The 17,719-nt window shown below is 76.0% G+C and carries 19 protein-coding genes; 10 read left to right on the top strand and 9 right to left on the bottom strand.

Annotation, left to right across the window (positions count from 1 at the left end):
- Window positions 1-33 precede the first annotated feature (33 nt).
- The gene (locus tag ACWIZO_RS18435; RefSeq protein WP_448639100.1) at window positions 34-540 is read right to left on the bottom strand and encodes a winged helix-turn-helix transcriptional regulator; all 507 of its coding nucleotides are present in this window, start codon (window positions 538-540) and stop codon (window positions 34-36) included.
- A 168-nt stretch (window positions 541-708) separates the two neighbouring features.
- Between ACWIZO_RS18435 and ACWIZO_RS18430 the strand changes: the two genes are divergently transcribed.
- The 4 genes from ACWIZO_RS18430 to ACWIZO_RS18415 all read left to right on the top strand — a co-directional run bounded on the left by ACWIZO_RS18430 (window position 709) and on the right by ACWIZO_RS18415 (window position 5,137).
- On the top strand, window positions 709-852 hold the full coding sequence (locus ACWIZO_RS18430) for a hypothetical protein (RefSeq protein ID WP_448639099.1): 144 nt from the start codon (window positions 709-711) through the stop codon (window positions 850-852).
- Between the two features lie 185 nt (window positions 853-1,037).
- Window positions 1,038-2,267, top strand: coding sequence for a pre-mycofactocin synthase MftD (gene mftD, locus ACWIZO_RS18425; protein WP_448639098.1), 1,230 nt, complete (start codon window positions 1,038-1,040; stop codon window positions 2,265-2,267).
- 112 nt (window positions 2,268-2,379) lie between these two features.
- Window positions 2,380-3,369, top strand: coding sequence for an LLM class flavin-dependent oxidoreductase (locus ACWIZO_RS18420; protein WP_448639097.1), 990 nt, complete (start codon window positions 2,380-2,382; stop codon window positions 3,367-3,369).
- A 106-nt stretch (window positions 3,370-3,475) separates the two neighbouring features.
- Window positions 3,476-5,137 (top strand): Na+/H+ antiporter, encoded by a 1,662-nt coding sequence (locus tag ACWIZO_RS18415; RefSeq protein WP_448639096.1) that lies wholly within the window; start codon window positions 3,476-3,478, stop codon window positions 5,135-5,137.
- An 18-nt stretch (window positions 5,138-5,155) separates the two neighbouring features.
- On the opposite strand, the gene ACWIZO_RS18410 is transcribed toward ACWIZO_RS18415, so the two are convergent.
- The gene (locus ACWIZO_RS18410; protein WP_448639095.1) at window positions 5,156-6,010 is read right to left on the bottom strand and encodes an alpha/beta hydrolase; all 855 of its coding nucleotides are present in this window, start codon (window positions 6,008-6,010) and stop codon (window positions 5,156-5,158) included.
- Window positions 6,011-6,330: 320 nt separating this feature from the next.
- On the opposite strand from ACWIZO_RS18410, the gene ACWIZO_RS18405 reads away from it, so the two are divergent.
- The 4 genes from ACWIZO_RS18405 to ACWIZO_RS18390 all read left to right on the top strand — a co-directional run bounded on the left by ACWIZO_RS18405 (window position 6,331) and on the right by ACWIZO_RS18390 (window position 9,317).
- On the top strand, window positions 6,331-7,068 hold the full coding sequence (locus ACWIZO_RS18405; RefSeq protein ID WP_448639094.1) for an ANTAR domain-containing protein: 738 nt from the start codon (window positions 6,331-6,333) through the stop codon (window positions 7,066-7,068).
- Complete coding sequence (locus ACWIZO_RS18400; protein ID WP_448639093.1) at window positions 7,065-7,853, top strand: MEDS domain-containing protein; 789 nt, start codon at window positions 7,065-7,067, stop codon at window positions 7,851-7,853. The genes ACWIZO_RS18405 and ACWIZO_RS18400 overlap by 4 nt, the downstream gene beginning before the upstream one ends.
- Window positions 7,854-7,881: 28 nt before the next feature.
- Complete coding sequence (locus ACWIZO_RS18395) at window positions 7,882-8,805, top strand: hypothetical protein (protein WP_448639092.1); 924 nt, start codon at window positions 7,882-7,884, stop codon at window positions 8,803-8,805.
- An 89-nt stretch (window positions 8,806-8,894) separates the two neighbouring features.
- Window positions 8,895-9,317: an ATP-binding protein gene (locus ACWIZO_RS18390; protein ID WP_448639091.1), complete on the top strand. Its 423-nt coding sequence runs from the start codon at window positions 8,895-8,897 to the stop codon at window positions 9,315-9,317.
- Window positions 9,318-9,361: 44 nt separating this feature from the next.
- Here ACWIZO_RS18390 and ACWIZO_RS18385 read toward each other — a convergent pair whose 3' ends face one another.
- The 5 genes from ACWIZO_RS18385 to ACWIZO_RS18365 all read right to left on the bottom strand — a co-directional run bounded on the left by ACWIZO_RS18385 (window position 9,362) and on the right by ACWIZO_RS18365 (window position 13,920).
- On the bottom strand, window positions 9,362-9,946 hold the full coding sequence (locus ACWIZO_RS18385) for a hypothetical protein (RefSeq protein ID WP_448639090.1): 585 nt from the start codon (window positions 9,944-9,946) through the stop codon (window positions 9,362-9,364).
- Between the two features lie 147 nt (window positions 9,947-10,093).
- Window positions 10,094-11,515, bottom strand: coding sequence for an NADP-dependent succinic semialdehyde dehydrogenase (locus ACWIZO_RS18380; protein ID WP_448639089.1), 1,422 nt, complete (start codon window positions 11,513-11,515; stop codon window positions 10,094-10,096).
- Between the two features lie 83 nt (window positions 11,516-11,598).
- Window positions 11,599-12,984 carry a chromate efflux transporter gene (chrA, locus tag ACWIZO_RS18375; protein ID WP_448639088.1) on the bottom strand — a complete coding sequence of 462 codons (1,386 nt, stop codon included), beginning with the start codon at window positions 12,982-12,984 and terminating at the stop codon, window positions 11,599-11,601.
- Window positions 12,985-13,000: 16 nt separating this feature from the next.
- Window positions 13,001-13,432 carry a chromate resistance protein ChrB domain-containing protein gene (locus tag ACWIZO_RS18370; protein ID WP_448639087.1) on the bottom strand — a complete coding sequence of 144 codons (432 nt, stop codon included), beginning with the start codon at window positions 13,430-13,432 and terminating at the stop codon, window positions 13,001-13,003.
- Window positions 13,429-13,920: a Chromate resistance protein ChrB gene (locus ACWIZO_RS18365; RefSeq protein ID WP_448639086.1), complete on the bottom strand. Its 492-nt coding sequence runs from the start codon at window positions 13,918-13,920 to the stop codon at window positions 13,429-13,431. The genes ACWIZO_RS18370 and ACWIZO_RS18365 overlap by 4 nt, the downstream gene beginning before the upstream one ends.
- A 113-nt stretch (window positions 13,921-14,033) precedes the next feature.
- Between ACWIZO_RS18365 and ACWIZO_RS18360 the strand changes: the two genes are divergently transcribed.
- Complete coding sequence (locus tag ACWIZO_RS18360) at window positions 14,034-14,174, top strand: hypothetical protein (protein WP_448639085.1); 141 nt, start codon at window positions 14,034-14,036, stop codon at window positions 14,172-14,174.
- 83 nt (window positions 14,175-14,257) lie between these two features.
- Here the strand turns inward: ACWIZO_RS18360 and ACWIZO_RS18355 are convergent, their stop codons facing one another.
- Both ACWIZO_RS18355 and ACWIZO_RS18350 read right to left on the bottom strand, forming a co-directional pair.
- Window positions 14,258-15,430 (bottom strand): DUF222 domain-containing protein, encoded by a 1,173-nt coding sequence (locus ACWIZO_RS18355; RefSeq protein WP_448639084.1) that lies wholly within the window; start codon window positions 15,428-15,430, stop codon window positions 14,258-14,260.
- A gap of 103 nt (window positions 15,431-15,533) precedes the next feature.
- Window positions 15,534-16,511, bottom strand: coding sequence for a sulfotransferase family protein (locus tag ACWIZO_RS18350; RefSeq protein ID WP_448639083.1), 978 nt, complete (start codon window positions 16,509-16,511; stop codon window positions 15,534-15,536).
- A gap of 80 nt (window positions 16,512-16,591) precedes the next feature.
- On the opposite strand from ACWIZO_RS18350, the gene ACWIZO_RS18345 reads away from it, so the two are divergent.
- On the top strand, window positions 16,592-17,503 hold the full coding sequence (locus ACWIZO_RS18345; protein WP_448639082.1) for a hypothetical protein: 912 nt from the start codon (window positions 16,592-16,594) through the stop codon (window positions 17,501-17,503).
- Window positions 17,504-17,719 lie beyond the last annotated feature (216 nt).

The raw sequence follows: 17,719 nt of genomic DNA, 5'->3' as shown, positions 1-17,719 counted from the left end.
CCCGGGTCGCAGCGGCAGCCGGCGCCGCCGACGCTAACCCGCAGGTGTGTCGGCCGTCCCAGCGGGCCGTACGCTCGCCCGTGCGGTCGGCACCGCCGCGACCTCCCGCGGGCCGGCGAGGTCGTGCCCGGCCGCGCAGCGCAGCGCCAGCGACACCGGCTCCCCGCAGTCGCGGTGCGTCAGCTCCAGCGGCGGGGCCCCGTCGTCGGCCAGCCACCGGTCGCCCCACTGCATCAGCGCGACCAGCGCGGGGTGGAGGTCGCGGCCCTTGTCGGTGAGCCGGTACTCGTGCCGCTGCCGCTCGCCCTCGGCGCGGTAGGGCACCCGCACCAGCAGGCCGGAGGCGACCAGGGAGTTCAGCCGGTCGGTGAGCACCGCCCTCGGCGCGCCGAGCGCCCGCTGCAGGTCGGCGAAGCGGCGCACGCCGAGGAACGCCTCCCGCAGTACCAGGAGGCTCCACTTCTCCCCCACCACCGCCAGGGTGCCGGCGACCGAGCAGCGGGACCGGTCGTACTCCCCGGGCGGCGTGGCGGCGGTCACCGACGCAGCGTAGGTCACGCTGGGTTCGCTTGACGAACCATGCGGTCGGGAGGATGGTTGGAGATGCAGACCCAGCAGGTGAGAGCCGCGATCGGCGTCGCACCGACGGGTCCGCCGGCGAGGGCCGGACACGGCCGTCGCCGTCGTCCGACGTCCCGGAGGACCGCCATGACCCGCCTGCGCACCGCCCTCACCCACGCCCGCGCCACCCGCGCCCGCCGCCGCGACGACCGCGAGATCGCCCGCGCCCTCGCCGCGGCCCCGACCCTCGAGTCGGCGCACGAGATCGTGGCGCTCGCCGCCCGCCGCTGAGCACGCGACCGCCCGGCGGCGCGCCGACACGCGACCGGAGACGCGGCCCCGTGGTCCCCGACCACGGGGCCGCGTCGTCCCCGGGGACCGTCCGCAGGTGTGGTCCGGGCGACACCCGCGCCGCTAGGGTGTGGCACTCAGTGCCAGCCGGGTGGGACCCGGCGGACCCGACCGGGACGGAGACGATGGTGGCGAACGCGTGGTTCGAGACGGTGGCTGAGGCACAGCGGCGGGCGAAGAGGCGCCTGCCCAAGGGCGTGTACGGCGCCCTGGTGGCGGGGTCGGAGAAGGGCCTGACCGTCGAGGACAACCTGCGGGCCTTCGACGAACTGGGCTTCGCGCCGCACACCGCGGGGCTGTCGAACAAGCGGGACATGGCCACCACGGTCATGGGCCAGGACGTCTCGATGCCGGTCCTCATCAGTCCGACCGGCGTGCAGGCCGTGCACCCCGACGGCGAGGTCGCCGTCGCCCGGGCCGCCGCGGCCCGCGGGGTGGCGATGGGCCTGTCCTCCTTCGCCAGCAAGCCGGTCGAGGAGGTCGTCGCGGCCAACCCGAGGACGTTCTTCCAGCTGTACTGGGTGGGCACCCGCGAGGAGATGCTCGCCCGCATGGACCGGGCCAAGCGAGCCGGCGCCGTGGGCATGATCGCCACCCTCGACTGGTCGTTCGCCTACGGCCGCGACTGGGGCAGCCCGTTCATCCCGTCGAAGATCAACTTCGAGGCCGCCCGGAAGTACGCGCCGCAGGTGCTCCTCCGCCCGCGCTGGCTGCTCGACTTCGCCCGCACCGGCCGCATCCCCGACCTCACCGTGCCCAACATGGTCGCCACCCCCGGCGAGACCCCGCCCACCTTCTTCGGCGCCTACGGCATGTGGCTGCAGTCGCCCATGCCCTCGTGGGAGGACGTCGCCTGGCTGCGGTCGCAGTGGGACGGGCCGTTCATGCTCAAGGGCGTCATGCGCGTCGACGACGCGAGGAGGGCCGTCGACGCCGGCGTCACCGCGATCTCGGTCTCCAACCACGGCGGCAACAACCTCGACGGCACCCCGGCCTCCATCCGTGCCCTGCCGGCCATCGCCGAGGCCGTCGGCAACCAGATCGAGGTGCTGCTCGACGGCGGCATCCGCCGCGGCAGCGACGTCGCCAAGGCCCTGGCCCTCGGCGCCAAGGCGGTCATGATCGGCCGCGCCTACCTGTGGGGCCTGGCGGCCAACGGGCAGGCCGGTGTGGAGAACGTCCTGGACCTGCTGCGCGACGGGCTCGGCTCGGCGCTGACCGGCACGGGGCGCGAGTCGGCGGCCGACCTCTCCCGCGACGACGTCGTCGTCCCGCCCGGGTGGGAGCGGCGCCTCGGCACCGACGAGCCGGACGCCCCGGTGGAGACGATCACCGGCCGCAGCCGCACCGCCTGAGACAGGACCTCCCCGCAGGGGGAGGCGCGCCGGGAATCCTCCGGGGCGGGTCGTGTTGCACTCCGCAACCGACGTGCACCGCAACGAACGCGCACCGCTCCGGAGGTACCCCGTGCAGATCCCGCTGTCCGTCCTCGACCTGGCCCCCGTCGCCTCCGGCGAGACGGTGGCCAGCAGCATCGCCGCCAGCGTCGCCCTGGCGCAGCGCGCGGAGGAAACCGGCTACCGCCGGGTCTGGTACGCCGAGCACCACAACATGCGCCACATCGCCTCCTCGGCGACCAGCGTGCTCATCGCGCACGTCGGGGCGCACACGCGGACCATCCGGCTCGGCGCCGGCGGCGTGATGCTTCCCAACCACTCGCCGCTGACGATCGCCGAGCAGTTCGGCACGCTCGAGGCGATGTACCCCGGCCGCATCGACCTGGGGCTGGGCCGCGCGCCGGGCTCGGACCAGAACACGATGTACGCCCTGCGCCGCGACGCGAACTCCGCCGAGCGCTTCCCCCAGGACGTCCTCGAGCTGCAGGGCTACCTCACCGGGCGCTCCCGGGTGCCCGGCGTGGACGCGATCCCCGGCAAGGGCAGCGACGTGCCGCTGTACGTGCTCGGCTCGTCGATGTTCGGCGCCGGCCTGGCCGCGGCGCTCGGCCTGCCCTACGCCTTCGCCTCGCACTTCGCGCCGCAGGCGCTCGAGCCCGCGGTGGCCGCCTACCGCCGCGACTTCCGCCCGTCCGAGCAGCTCGACGCCCCCTACGTGATCGCCGGGGTCAACGCCATCGCCGCCGACACTCCCGAGGCCGCACAGGCGGCGCGGGAGGCGACCCGGCGGCGCCTGGCGGTGGGCCTGTTCGGCCAGGGCCGCGACCTGACCGACGACGAGGCCGGGCTGCTGCTGGCCTCCGGCGCCGGCGTCCACGTCGACCGGATGCTCACCCACACCGCGGTCGGCACCCCCGCCGAGGTGCGCGAGCAGCTGGCCGCCTTCGCCCGGCTCGCCGACGCCGACGAGCTGATCGTCGCCCACCAGGCGCCGGGCACCGAGGAGCGACTGCGCTCGGTGACGCTGGTGGCCGAGGCGGTGCAGTCCCTGACCGTGTAGCCCGTCCCGTGTAGCCCGTCCCGTGTAGCCCGTCCCGTGTAGCCCGTCCCGTGTAGCCCGCCCCGTCCTCCCCGGCGGCCGACCGGCCGTCGGGGAGGATGACTCGGTGCACGCCGAGACCGTCCTCCTGCTCGCCCTGGCCGCGGTCGCGGTGATCGTCGCGGCCCGCGGGCTGGCCGGCCGCACCGGCATGCCGGCGGCCGCACTGCTCACCGTGACCGGTCTGGTCTACGCGCTGCTGCCCGGCCCGAACCTCACGCTCGACCCCGAGGTCGTCCTCACCGTCCTCATCCCGCCCCTGCTCTACAGCGCCGCGCTGGACTCCTCGCTCATCGCCATCCGGGCCAACCTGCGCACCATCGTCGGTCTCTCGGTGCTCCTGGTGCTGGTCACCGCGCTGGTCATCGGCGCCGGCTTCGCGCTGTGGGTCCCCGGCGCCACGCTGGCCGCAGGCATCGCGCTCGGCGCCGCGGTCGCGCCGCCGGACCCGGTGGCCGCGCTCGCCGTCGGCCGGCGGGTCGGGTTGCCCCCGCGGATCGTCACGCTCATCCAGGGCGAGGGGCTGCTCAACGACGCCACCGCCCTGACGCTGCTCACCGTCGCGGTCGCCGCGGCCTCCGGGGACGGCTTCTCCACCTGGGGCGCGCTGGGCCAGTTCGCGCTGGCCGCGGCCGGCGGGGTCGCGGCGGGCCTGGTCGTCGCCTACGGGGTCCGGCCGCTGCGCCGGCTGCGCCGCGACCCGCTGACGTCCAACGCGATCTCCCTGGCCACCCCGTTCATCGCCTACCTGCTCGCTGAGTCCGTGGACGTGTCCGGCGTGCTGGCCGTCGTCGTCGCCGGGCTGGTCATCGCGCACAACGCGCCGTACTGGCAGTCGGGCGCCACCCGGCTGCAGACCGACGCGGTCTGGCGGCTGGTCGACTTCCTCCTCGAGGGCGTGGTGTTCCTGCTCATCGGCCAGCAGCTGCCCGCGGTCATCGGCAACCTGGGCCAGTACGCACCCTCGACGGTCGTGGTCGCCTCGGCCATCACGGTCGGGGCGGTGCTGCTGGTCCGGCCGCTGTGGCTGTGGCTCACCGAGCACGCGCCGCAGGCGCTGCACATGCGCCTGGGCGGTTCACCGGTCGAGGCCGAGTCCATCCCGCCGGGCGGCCGCTCCCCCGCCGCGCCCCGGCTGTCCGGCCGGGAGATCACCGTGCTGAGCTGGGCCGGCACCCGCGGCGTCATCAGCCTCGCCGCCGTCTTCACGATCCCGCGGGTCACCGACGCCGGTGCCCCCTTCCCCGACCGCGACCTGCTGCTCTTCTGCGCCTTCCTCGCCGTGCTGGTCACGCTGGTCGGCCAGGGCGCCACCTTCGCGCCGCTGGTCCGCCGCCTGGGCCTGCGCGCCGACGCCGCCGACGCCGCCCGGCTGCGCAACCAGGCGCGCGCCGCCGCCGTCGAGGCGGGGTTGACCCGGCTCGACGAGCTGCAGGCCGAGCAGCACGACCACGTCGACGACGCGGCCATCGAGGCGATCCGCGGCGCGCTGAGCACGCGACTGGACCGCTACCGCCGGCGGCTGGAGGCGCTCGAGGACGCCGAGGGCGCGGTGCCGCTGTCGCCGCAGTACGAGGCGGCGCTGCGGGTCCGCCGCGCCGTCATCGACGCGGAGCGCCAGGAGCTGCTGCGCTGGCGCGACCTCGGCCGGCTGCCCGACGAGGGCCTGCGCACCCTCGAACGGGAGCTCGACCACCAGGAGAACCTGCTGCCCACCCGCCCGACCTGAGCCCGCCGGCCGCCGCGGTCAGCCGGGCGGGCTGCGGTGGGCGTCGAGCCAGGCGACGACGTCGGCGAGGACATCGTCCTTCTCCGGCTCGTTGTGCGGCTCGTGGTACAGCCCGTCGTAGACCCGCACGGTCAGGTCCGGCGAGGCGGCGTGCTCCCGGACCACCTCGCTGGCCGAGGGCGGCATGAGCCGGTCGGCGCCGCCGTGCAGGACGAGCAGGGGGAGGGTGAGGCTCCTCAGCCGCGCCGGCATCCCGGCCGCGCCGAGCATGATCGCGGTACCGGTGCGGGCGACCATCTTCCCGGTGTGGTTGAGCGGGTCGCTGCGGTAGGCGGCGACCACCTCGGGGTCGCGGCTGACCGTCTCCGGGTCGAGGGTGAGCACGCCCAGGCCCGGCGCCAGCCGCGAGAGCAGCGGCGCCAGCGCCCGCTGCACCGGCGTGGCCGTGCTCGTGTCCAGCGCGGGCGCGGAGACGACGCCGCCGGCCACCCGCTCGTGCGGCGTCCCGGTGAGGTACTGCAGGGCGACCAGCCCGCCGAGGCTGTGGCCGTAGACGAACAGCGGCACACCGGGGTGCCGGCCGGCGGCGGTGCGCACGAGGGTGGCCACGCCGTCGACGGCGGCGTCCAGGCCGGTGATGTCTCCGCGCCGGCCGGGCGAGCGGCCGTGCCCCGGGTGGTCGGCGGCGCAGCTCGCGTACCCGGCCGCGCCGAGCCGCTCGGCCACGTGCGCGTACCGGCCGCCGTGCTCGTGCGCTCCGTGCACGAGGACGACGACGCCGACCGGGTCGGGCGGCGTCCAGCCCTGCCAGTACAGCCCCGAGGGCAGCGTGCCCTCCTCGTGCTCGAGCGCGCGGCCGGTGTCCTCGGTCATGCGTCCTCCCCAGCCCGCCGGTGTCCCGGCGCGGCAGCATGCCACCCCCGGCGGCGGGCGGGTCGGCGCGGCCCGGACGGCGGCGGGCCGGGATCGCCCGTCGCCGGCAGTCGCGCCCGTGACGGGACGGTCCGGCTCCGACCTGCGGGGACGTCGGGTTGCCCCGTCCCGGCCCGTCCGGGCCGCCGGATCCGCACTCCGAGACCCGGGCGTGTCACCCGATCGGGTGGCACACTCCATGCCGAGCAGTCGCCGACTCTGAGTAACCGCACCGGCGGCGCCACGAACGTCGGGAGCAGACCCGGCCAGGAGGTCTCGCCGTGCGTCCAGCGATGACGACGACCGTCCCCGGTCCCCACCCGTGCCCGGACCCCGCCGGCTGGCTCGCCGCCGCCGCCGGCCGGTGGCACGCCGCCGGGGACCTCGACTCCGCCGTCCGCGCCGTGGTGACCGACACCGCCGGCCTGCTGCCGGAGGGCGCCGCCGTGTCGGTCACCCTCCTGGCTGCCGGCCGCCGTCCCCGCGACCCGGTGGCCAGCGACGCGACAGCCGCCTCGCTCGACACCGTGCAGGTCGGCAGCGGCGAGGGTCCGTTGGTCACGGCCCTGGGCGGCACACCGGACGGCAGCGCCGACCTCGCCCACGACCCACGGTGGTCCTGCTTCGCCGGGCACGCCGCGGCCGCGGGGGTCCGGGCGGTCGTCTGCCTGCCCCTGGACACCGGCCGTGAGGTGATCGGCGCGCTGTCGGTGTACGGCGCCGGCCCCGGCGCCCCGGCCGACCCCGCGGCCCTGGCCCCGGTGGCCGGGCACGCGGCGCTCGCGCTGCGGGCCGTGCAGCGCATCGAGCACCTGACGACGGCGGTGGCCAGCCGCGACGTCATCGGTCAGGCCAAGGGGGTCCTCATGGAGCGCTACCGGATCACGTCCGACGCCGCCTTCGGCATCCTCGTCCGCGCCTCCCAGGACACCCACCGCAAGGTGCGCGACGTCGCCGCGCTGGTCACCGAGACCGGGGAGGCCCCCGGGACCGCCGGGTACGCGGACGTCGACCGGTGAGCCGGGGACGGCACGACTGGGTCGTCCTCGACAGCGAGGAGGCCCACGCCCAGGTAGTGGGCGACTTCGTCGCGGAGGGGGTCCGGCGCGGCGAGTGCGTGCTGCTCACCGGCCTGGGCGTCCGCGAGCAGCGGCTGTGGACACGGCTGCGCCGCTCCGGCGTCGTCCCGGAGACCTGGCAGCCCTCGGCGTCGACGGCGGTGCGGGTCCTGCCGCCCGACCCCGACCGGCTGCCCGGGGCCGTGGCGGCCGCCCTCGCCGAGGGGTACCCCGGCGTGCGGTTCAGCGGCGCGCTGACCACGCCCGGCGACAACAGGTTCGAGGCGGTGGTCAGTAACCTGACCGAGGACGCGCCCCTCACCGTGCTGTGCCCCTACTTCCGCGACCTGCTGGTGCCCGGACAGCGGGAGACCCTGGTGACCCGTCACGACTCCGAGCACGACGCCACCGCCGAGTTCGACGACGGAGTGTTCCGGCTGAGCTGGTCCGGCGACGTGCTGCGCCTGGCCGGCGAGCTCGACTCCGGCAACGCCGACGGCCTCCGCGCGGTGCTCCGGGCGACGCTGCCCGACGACGGGCGGCCGGCCACCTGGGACGTCGTCGACCTGCGCTTCCTCGACGTCGGTGCCGCCGACTCCCTGGTCGCCGCGGCCGCCGGACCCCCCGGGCTGACCCTGGTCGGCGCCTCGCGGCTGACCTCGCGGCTGGTCCGCCTGCTCGCCGACCGGCACCCCGGCCGCTCGGTGCAGCTGGCCGACTCCTCCCGCGGGGGGACCGACCAGTGATCACGCCCCCCGGTGGACGGACGAGCCGGTGAGCGCGACGACCGTCGCGCCGGTGCACCGGTGCGCCTTCCACGACGGCCCGGAGCAGGCCGGGGAGATCGCGGCGGAGCTGACCCGGCGGGCGATGGCCGCCGGGTCGCCGGTGGTGGCGCACGTCGACGACGTCGTCCGGCAGGTCCTCGTCGAGCGGGTGCCCGACGCACCGGTGACCTTCGTGCCCCCGCGGATCCTGGTCGAGGTCCCGCTCCCCGTCCTGGCCGAGGACTGGGCCCGGCACCTGGGCCCCGGGCACGGCGGGCTGGTCACCGTCCTGTGCCAGCGGCCGGTCGGGCTCGACCCCGACGTCGAGCGGTGGCGCTGCGCGGAGCAGGACACCACGGACGCGGTCGCGGCCCGGCCCCTCACGGTGACCTGCCTGGTCGACACCACCTACGGGCCCCCCGACGGCGTGGCCATGGCGCGCGGCACCCACCCGGTGCTGTGGTTCGACGGCCTGGACCTGCCCAACCCCGACCTCCGCCCGCCGACCGTCCTGCCGGCCCGGAGCGGCCCGGTGACCGAGGCGGTCCTCGACCCGCGGGCGGCGGCCGCCAACCGCCGGTGGTGGCACGGGCGGCTGGCCGCGGCCGGGATGCCCGAGGGACGGCGCGAGGAGCTGGTCCTCGTGCTCCACGAGGCCGTCACCCTCGCCGCCGCGCTGAACGGCGACCCGGCGGCCATCCGCGTCCGCCTCACCGTGGCCGGGGACGCCGCGTCGGGGACGACGGTGACCGGCGAGGTGGTCACCCGCACGCGGTGCGAGGTGCTCAGGCCCTCCACCGTGCCGTCGGACCGGCGGCTGCTGATGCTGTGGCTGGCGGAGAAGGTCTCCCCGGCGGTGACGCTGGCGGTGCTGCCCGAGGCCGACGGCGCCCGGTTCCTGGTGTCCGCACAGCCCCCCGACCGCGCCTGAGGCCGGACGGGTCACGGCTCGGCAACGGGTCGCGGGACCGCGCACCCCGGGCGGTGCGCGTTCGTTGGACCCGGAGGGGTGGTCGTGCGGTGACCGGCAGCGAGGGCGAGGGCGACGCCGGGAGCGTCGCCGGAGGAGGACACGCCGGCTCCGCCGACGTGGACCGGCCGGCCGAGGCACGGACGTGGGTGCGGACGTGGGCCGAGGCCGCCGGCTGTCCCGCCGCCGTCGTCGAGGAGCTCGTGCTGCTGGTGTCGGAGGTGCTGGTGGCCGACGCCGCGCGGGCCGGTGCGGCGCACGGGCCGCGGCGCCTGCGCGCCGTCCCGGGCGAGGGCGGCCTCGTGGTCGAGGTGGGGCTCCCGGCACCGCTGCTGCCACTGCCGGAGCAGCCCGCCGCCGACGACCCGCGGGCCCGGCTGGCGGTGGCCGCCGCGGCGGCCCTGTCCGTCGCGGTGGACGCCCGGCCCGCCGACGACGGCGGTCAGTCGGTGCGGATCCGGACCCGGGCGTGAGCCGGTCCGGCGCCCGAGAGCGCCGGACCGGCGACGGCACGTCCTCAGCCGGGCAGCAGCCGCCCGAGCAGGCCCTTGACCGTCGACCCGAGCCGGTAGGACTGCACCAGCCAGGCGTTGCACACGATCACCGCACCGGCCAGGGCCGGGACGGCCGCCTGGGTGACCCGCTGCCGCGCCTGCCACTTCTTGATCTCCGCCGGAGTGCCGGCCGAGGGCAGCGTGGCGTCCTTGACCTCGAGGCTCCCGTCGCGGGCGGCCTGCTCGGCCAGCTTCCCGATCTGTGCGCCGGAGTAGGCGGCGTAGGCGGTGGCGCCCGCGCCGGCCACCGTGAGCGCCGCCTTGAGCGTGCCGACGGACGCGTAGCCCTCCTGCAGCGCCAGCCGCTCCTTGTTCGAGCGGGTGAGCTGCAGGCCGGTGACCAGCGTGGCCAGGATGCCGCCGAACTGCGCGGGCTGGAACCGCGACCAGGCGGAGCTGGCCACCCGGACCTTGTCGATGCCCGCGGTCAGGTCGCTGCCGGACTTGTTCACCCCCGCGATGCCCATGACCGAGCCGCCGAACCACAGGGCGGTGCCCAGGTCGTGCACCGACTGGGCCAGGAAGTGGTTGTCCGTCGTCTTCGTCACGAGTGCTCCCGTCCGGGTGCCCGCCGGGGAGCGCGGCACCGCGTCGAACCGTCGCCGGCGTCCCCGCTGCTCAGGGGCCGGTCGGTCGTGCCGGGTCGCTACCCCGCCCGGGCGCGCCGGGAAACAGCGCGCCCGGACGGGAGCGGCTCACTCCGACGCGGTGGCGGTGTCGCCCTGCGCCTGCTCGCTGCTGCGCGGGCCGATCCACACCGTCTTGGCGTTGGTGAACTCGTACATGCCGAGCTCGGTGAGCTCCCGGCCGTAGCCGCTCTGCTTGACCCCACCGAAGGGCAGCTCGGGGTAGCTGGTGACCATCCCGTTGACGAAGGCCATGCCCGACTGGACGTCGCGGATGAAGGTGGCCCGCTCCTGCTCGTCCTCGCTCCACAGGTTGCTGCCCAGGCCGTAGGGGTGGCTGTTGGCGATCTCGATGGCCTCCTCGAGGGAGTCGACCGTCCACAGCGCGGCGACCGGGCCGAAGACCTCCTCGTCGTAGAGGTCCATCTCCGGCGTGATGCCGGTGAGCAGGGTCGGCTCGTAGAACCACCCCGGCCGGTCGGGCCGCTTCCCGCCCGTGACCACGGTGGCGCCCTTGTCGACGGCGTCCTGCACGTACTTCTCGACGTCCTCCCGGCCGGACTCGGTGGCCAGCGGGCCGACCTTCGTGTCCTCGGCCATGGGGTCGCCGACGGTCAGCGCCGCGAGCTTCTCGGCGAACAGCCGGGTGAACTCCTCGGCGACGTCGGTGTGCACGAAGAACCGCTTGGCCGCGATGCAGCTCTGCCCGTTGTTCTGGCAGCGCGCGGTGACCGCGACCTCGGCGGCGCGGTCGAGGTCGGCCGAGGGCATGACGATGAACGGGTCGCTGCCGCCGAGCTCGAGGACCGTCTTCTTCAGCACGTCGCCGGCGATGGAGGCCACCGACTGCCCGGCCGGCGCGCTGCCGGTGAGGGTGGCCGCGGCGACGCGGTCGTCGCGCAGCACCCGCTCGATCGCCGAGGAGCCGACGAGCAGGGTCTGGAAGACGTCGACGGGGAAGCCGGCCTTGCGGAATAGCTCCTCGATGTAGAGCGCCGTCTGCGGCACGTTGCTGGCGTGCTTGAGCAGGCCGACGTTGCCGGCCATGAGCGCCGGCGCGGCGAAGCGCATCGCCTGCCAGAGCGGGAAGTTCCACGGCATGATCGCCAGGACCACGCCGATCGGCTGGTGGACGACGTAGGCGTCGTCGGCACCCACGGCTCCGGCGTCGGCGGGCAGGGGTTCGAGCATCGCCGCGCCGTGCTCGGCGTAGTAGCGCAGCCCCTTGGCGCACTTGCCGACCTCGGCCTTCGCCGCGGCCAGCGTCTTGCCCATCTCGGTGACCATGAGCTCGGCCACGGCGTCGGTGTCGCCGTCGAGGACGTCGGCGGCGGCACGCAGCCAGCCGGCGCGCTCCTCGGGGCTGGTCAGCCGGTAGGAGCGGAACGCGGTGACGGCGCGGTCGAGTCGCTCGTCGACGGCCTCGTCCGACAGCGCCTCGTAGGTCTTGAGCGTCTCACCGGTGGCCGGGTTGATCGTCGCGATCGCCATGTCGGTCTCTCCCGTCGTCGGCGTGCGGGGTGCACGCCTCTCCGGCAGGAGGCCCTACCCGGCCGCGCGCGGGTCATCCGCGCTCACCCGGCGGGCAGTCCGGCCAGGCCGGCGACCAGCCCGAGGACGGCGCAGATCCCGAGCGTGCGCAGCACCGACCACCGCGCCCGGAACAGCAGGACGGCGGCGACCGCGGCGATCACCCACGTCACCGGCCGCACGCTGGCGGGGACGGGCAGCTCCAGCGCCAGCGGCCCGGCGGTCGTCGTCTCGGAGAACAGCGTGTGGACGGCGAAGTAGACGCCGAGGTTCGCGATCACCCCGACGACCGCGGCGGTGATCCCGGTCAGCGCCGCCGACAGCGACCGGTTGCCGCGCAACCGCTCCATGTACGGGGCGCCGAGCAGCACGAACAGGAAGCTCGGCACGAAGGTCACCCAGGTGACCAGCAGCGAGGCCAGTACCGCGGCCACCCACGGGTCCAGGGCGCCGGGGTGGCGGTGGGCGCCGAGGAAGGCGACGAACTGCACGACCATGATCAGCGGGCCCGGGGTGGTCTCGGCCAGCGCGAGCCCGCGGACCATCTCCCGCGGCGAGAGCCAGCCGTACACCTCGACGGCCTGCTGCGCGACGTAGGCCAGCACCGCGTAGGCGCCGCCGAAGGTGACCACCGCGGCGCCGGAGAAGAACAGGCCCTGCTGGGTGAAGACGCTGCCCGCGCCGGTCAGCAGGGCGACCGCCGCGATCGGCACCCCCCACACGAGCAGCCCGACGAGCAGCACCGTCACGGTGCGGCGGACGGTGGGCGCCTCGTGGTGCAGGACGTCGTCGGAGATCACCGGAGGCGGGCCGGCGTCGGGACCCTCGGCGGCCTTCCTCCGCGGCAGCGCCGAGGGCCGCCAGCGGCCGAGGGCCCAGCCGGCGCCCCCGGCGAGGGCGACGACCACGGGGAAGGGCACGCCGAACAGCGCGAGCGCGAGGAAGGACGCCACCGCGAGCGCGACCAGGGCCCGGCTGTCCAGCGCCTTCCTGGCGACGCGGACGACCGCCTGCACGACGATCGCCAGCACGGCCGCGGCGAGCCCGGCGAACACCGCGGTGATCACGGTCGTGGTGCCGAAGGCGACGTAGACCGCCGAGAGCGCGAGCAGCGCGACGACGCCGGGCAGGACGAACAGGCCGCCGGCGACCAGGCCGCCGCGGGTGCCGTGCAGCAGCCACCCGACGTAGGTGGCCAGCTGCTGGGCCTCGGGACCGGGCAGCAGCGTGCAGTAGTTCATGGCGTGCAGGAACCGGCGCTGGCCGATCCAGCGCCGCTCGTCGACCAGCTCGCGCTGCATGACCGCGATCTGCCCGGCCGGCCCGCCGAAGGTCTGCAGCGAGACGAGGAACCAGGCGCGGACGGCGTCGCGGAAGGGCGGCACCGCGGTGGCCGGGACGGGGGCGGCCTGCGGGGTGGGCTCGGACATCGGGTCTCCGTCGGGGTCAGGCCGGCTCGCGGCCGAGCAGCAGGCGGCGGCGGACGTACTCGTACAGGCCGTCGAGCAGCGGGCCGGAGACGGCGAGGGTGCGCTCGTCGTCGCCGGTCATCGACAGGCCGCGCAGCAGGACGTCGAGGCCCGGGGCCTCCGGGGCGTCGAAGCGGCCGTCGTCGAGGTCGGCCTCGTGGACGATCTCGCCGATCCGCTCCAGCACGGGGTCGTCGAGGCCGTGGACGCGCAGGATCGTCTCGAAGGAGCAGCCGCCGCCGACGTGGCCCAGCGCCACCCCGCGCATGTCGAACGGCGTGGCGTCGGGCGGGACGTCGGCGGAGTCGGTGACGAAGAGGAACTCAGCGTCGGGGTCGAGGAAGCGACGGATCAGCCAGGCGCAGGCGGCGCGGTCGACGTGGATGCCCGCCCGGGTCGCCCACCTCACGAGCGCCGCCCCGTGGCGACGGGCTCCCCCACCGCGGCGGCCAGCACGCGGAGGGCGGCCCCGGCGGCGTCCCGCTCGGGCGGGGGGAAGAAGTCGCGCCGGCCGATCGCCCGCCACTCGCCGCGCAGCCGGCGCGGCACGCGGGCCCGCCCGTCGTCGGGACCCTCCAGCGCGGCGGTGCACTCAGCAGCCAGGGCGCGGTACTCCTCGGCCCGGGCCGCGGCCATGCCCGCCGCGAGCTCGCGCTCCTGGGCGGCGGTGGCCGGCCGGGCGGCCCAGGTGCCGGCGGTGCCGCCGGCGGCCAGGACGTCGTCGGCGAGCCACTCGAGCGCCTCGCGGGTGCGCGCGTCGGCCGGCAGCGCGACCACGCCGTCGGCCAGCTGGGCGACGCCGAGCCGCCGCAGCCGCCGCCACAGCGTGGTCCGCGGCCCCGAGGGCTCGCGCGGCAGCCGGTAGGAGAGCAGCACCCACTCCCCGGTCGCCGTCACGCGCAGATGCAACCACGGTTGCAGAGTGGTCGTCCACCGGTCCGGGGAGGTCGTCTGCGTGGCGGGCACCCGGGCGTGCGTGCAGCGGCAGCCTCGTCCACCTGAAGCGGTCGGTGCGTCGGGCAGCCCTGTTCCGGCTGGTCGCCTCGGACCGGCTCGCGGACGGCGAGGAGCCCGACGTCCGCACCGCCTACCTCCGCGCCGCGACTGCGGACCACGAGCGGATGCTCGGGGTGCTGGACACCGCGCGGTGAGGGCAGGGGCGGATCGAGGCCCCAGCGCACGACGAGCACGGCCGTCCGCTGGGACAGCGGCGGCCGTGCTCGATCTCGGTGGGTCAGGCGGCGTGCAGCAGTGGTGCCGGGGTGGTGATCTCGGTGCCGTCGGGTCGCCAGGTGCGCCATCGGCCATCCGGTTGTCGCTCCACGCGGAAGCCGGAGTGGACCTTGCTGTGGTGCCGCTCGCACAGCAGCGCACTGTTGTCGAGGGTGGTCTCGCCGCCGTCGAGCCAGTGCACCAGGTGGTGCACCTCCGCCCACCACGTCGGGGCATCGCAGCCGGCGAACACGCACCCCCCGTCGCGCAGCTCCACCGCCCGCCGCAAGTAGCGGTCGGCCAGGCGGTGCTCGCGACCGAGGTCGATCGGTGCCCCGTCGGGGCCGAAGACGACTCGGCTGATGGTGCCGTCGCAGGCCAGCCAGCGGGCCCGAGCGGCGGAGATCGTGGCGCCGAACCCCATCCGTCCGGCACCGTGCCCGGTGGCGTCGTCGGCCAGGTCGTCGAGGTCGATCATGACCGCCACGTGCGGCTTGACCGTGCGCAGGATCGGCAGGCCACCGGCGGCGAGGGCGTTGTCGGCCAACTGCACCAGGGCGTCGCCGAGCCGCTGGGCGCGGCTGCGCTCGTCCCCGGCGGGCCGCTCGGCCTGCACGAACGACTCCACCGCCGCCTGCAACCTCTCCCCACCCACGGCATCGAGCTCCCCGCGGATCGACAGCGACCCGTCGGCGTGCTTCGACAGCGTCAGCCGCCGCCCCTCGGTGGCGTCGGGTTCGGGGCCGTCGGGGTCGAGGTCGGCCAGGTAGTGCCGCACCGCGGCGAGGAGGTCGGCGTACGAGTGCTCGACGGCCACGCCGGTGAGCACGGCGTCGATGACGGCCAGGTCCACCCCCTGCTCGGCGGCGGCCTGCAGGCGCTGGGGTGTCAGCGCGGACGCAGCGATCGTCACCTGCTCGGCGGTGACCAGTCCGGCGTCGTGGGCCTCGGCCAGCGCCGGCAGGTGCTCGAGCACCCGGCCGTTGCCCACGAGTCGGGCGGCCGCGGCGGCCGAGCGCCGGCAGTGCCCCCGCAGCCACGAGGCCGTGCTCTTCAGCCCGTCGCGCTCGGGCGCCTGCGACAGCTCCGCGGCACGCACCCGGCGGGCCAGCAGGGCGTCGATCCGGTTGCGCTCGGCGACCAGCGCGGCGACGTCGTCGAGGACGTCCCCACTGCTCCACCCATCCGAACACATGTACGGAGTCTATCCGGACGGATCCGGCTCTGCAGCTCGAATCCGCAGCTCAACGGCTTGTCCACAGAAGTCACGTGAGCCTCGATGGCGCGCTGCAGCCACGTCAGGCCGGGGACGAGCGGCGGGAGCGGAAGTCGCCGCGACCGGTGTCGCGCCGCCAGTCGTCGAAGGACTCACCGGTGAGCTCCTCCAGCAGCGCGATGTCGGGCAGCAGCGGCGCCAGGACCTCGCGTCGCACCTCGACCGGCATCGGCGGTCGCGGCGCCCGGCCGGCGTGCAGCGCGGCCAGCAGCGGCCGCGAGACCTGCCGCCACACCTGCGGCGGCGCGTAGGCGCCCAGCGCCGCACCGGCCCGGACGGCGGAGGACAGCAGCCGGTGCCGGAGGCCGTCGGCGACGTAGGGCTTCACGTTCTCCGGCGCCACGGTGTGCGCGATCCCGGGCGCCACGCCGAGGAACTCGCTGACCCGGTCGAGCGTCTCGCGCGGGCTGTCGACCAGCTGCCGGTACCGGAGCAGCAGCACCTGCGACCGCGGCAGGACCCGGTACAGGTCGCGCAGCTGCTCGCCGTAGCGGCCCAGGCCGCGGTAGTGCCAGAACGGCGCCCACCCGTCGGCGATCCGGGCGGCCTCCGACCCGACCGCGGCGGCGAAGTCGGCCTCGGGCTCCAGGCCGTCGGCGCGCAGGTGCACCCAGTTCGACCACGCCCGGTCCACCGGGTCGCGCACGATCGCGACCACGCGCACCCCGGGGACGTCGGCGGCCAGCCGCTCCTGCGCCGCCCGGTCATAGAGGTAGAACGGCGTGCTCTCCCCGCGGACGGCGCCCGGGGGCGCCCCGTCGAACAGCCGCAGGTAGTCCTCGCGGCGCCAGACCCACTCCTGGGCGCTGTGCGCGTCGCCGGGGCCGCGCTGACCGCTGCGCGGCGGGGGGCGGCCGCCGGTCAGGTAGTACTTCGGCTCCTTGACCGGCGACAGGTGGAGCCCGGGGTGGGTGGCCAGCGCCGCGTGCAGCGCCGTCGTCCCGGCCTTGGGCGCGCCGGCGATCACGAACTGCGGCAGCCGGTCGGCGTCGGTGGTCATCGGTGGTCCCCTCCAGGTCGGTCGTCGGTCGCGGTGTACACACGGGGAGCCCCGTCCCCCACACCGAAGGGAGCCGTCGCGTGACCGCGTCCGCGCCCCGCCCGCCGGCGCCCGACCGCTTCTGGGCCGACGCCGAGATCGTCGTCGAGCCCGAGGACCCGCGCCCGGGCTCCTGGGCCGGCGGCCCGTCCGCGCAGCTGGTCGACGGCACCTGGTGGCTGGCCTACCGGCTGCGCCGCCCGGTCGGCGAGGGCCGCGGCTTCGGCAACGTGGTGGCCCGCTCCGACGACGGCGTGCACTTCGAGCCGGTCGTCGCGCTCGGCAAGGACCGCTTCGGCGCCGAGTCGCTGGAGCGCCCGGCGCTGGTGCACACGCCGGAGGGCCGCTGGCGGCTCTACGTCAGCTGCGCGACGCCGGGGACGAAGCACTGGCGGGTCGACCTGCTCGATGCCGCCACCGTCGCGGACCTGGCCACCGCCGAGCCGCGCACCGTCCTGCCCGGCAGCGCCACCGAGGCCCCCAAGGACCCGGTGGTCCGCCGGGACGGCGACCGGTGGCACCTGTGGGCCTCGGTGCACCCGCTCGACGACCCCGACGCCACCGACCGGATGACCACCGAGCACGCCACCAGCCCCGACGGCGTCACCTGGACCTGGCGCGGCACCGCCCTGGCCGGCACCCCCGGCGACTGGGACGCCCGCGGCACGCGGTTCAGCACGGTGGTGCTCGACGGGTCGCGCACGTGGGCGCTCTACGACGGCCGGGCCACCGCGGCGGAGAACTGGGAGGAGCGCACCGGCCTGGCCGAGCACGACGGCGAGGGCGGCTTCCGCGCCGTCCCCGGCGGCCCGCACCTGCAGAGCCCGCACGCGCCGCACGGGCTGCGGTACGCCGACGTGGTGGCGCTGCCCGGCGGCGGCGCGCGCTGGTTCTACGAGGCCACCCGCGCCGACGGCGCCCACGAGCTGCGCACCGTCCTGCTGCCCGGGTGAGCCGGTCCCGGCAAGGGGCAGGCCGCACCGCGGAGCGGGGACCGGAGGAGCCGACAGGTGCACCCCGACACAATATCCGCACCAAGCCGATGGACTTGACAGAGACATCCGTGGCGGGGTCACATGGCCGCGTGGTCCCCGCCCTGACGCTCACCCGCCGGTCCGCCGTGGACCTGCTGCGGGTGGCCAGCGCGCTGTGTCGGGCCGGCTGAGCAC

The sequence above is a fragment of the Geodermatophilus sp. URMC 63 genome, from assembly GCF_053502565.1.
The sequence above is the reverse complement of the archived record's forward strand: the minus strand, read 5'-3'. Positions and strand labels throughout refer to the sequence as shown.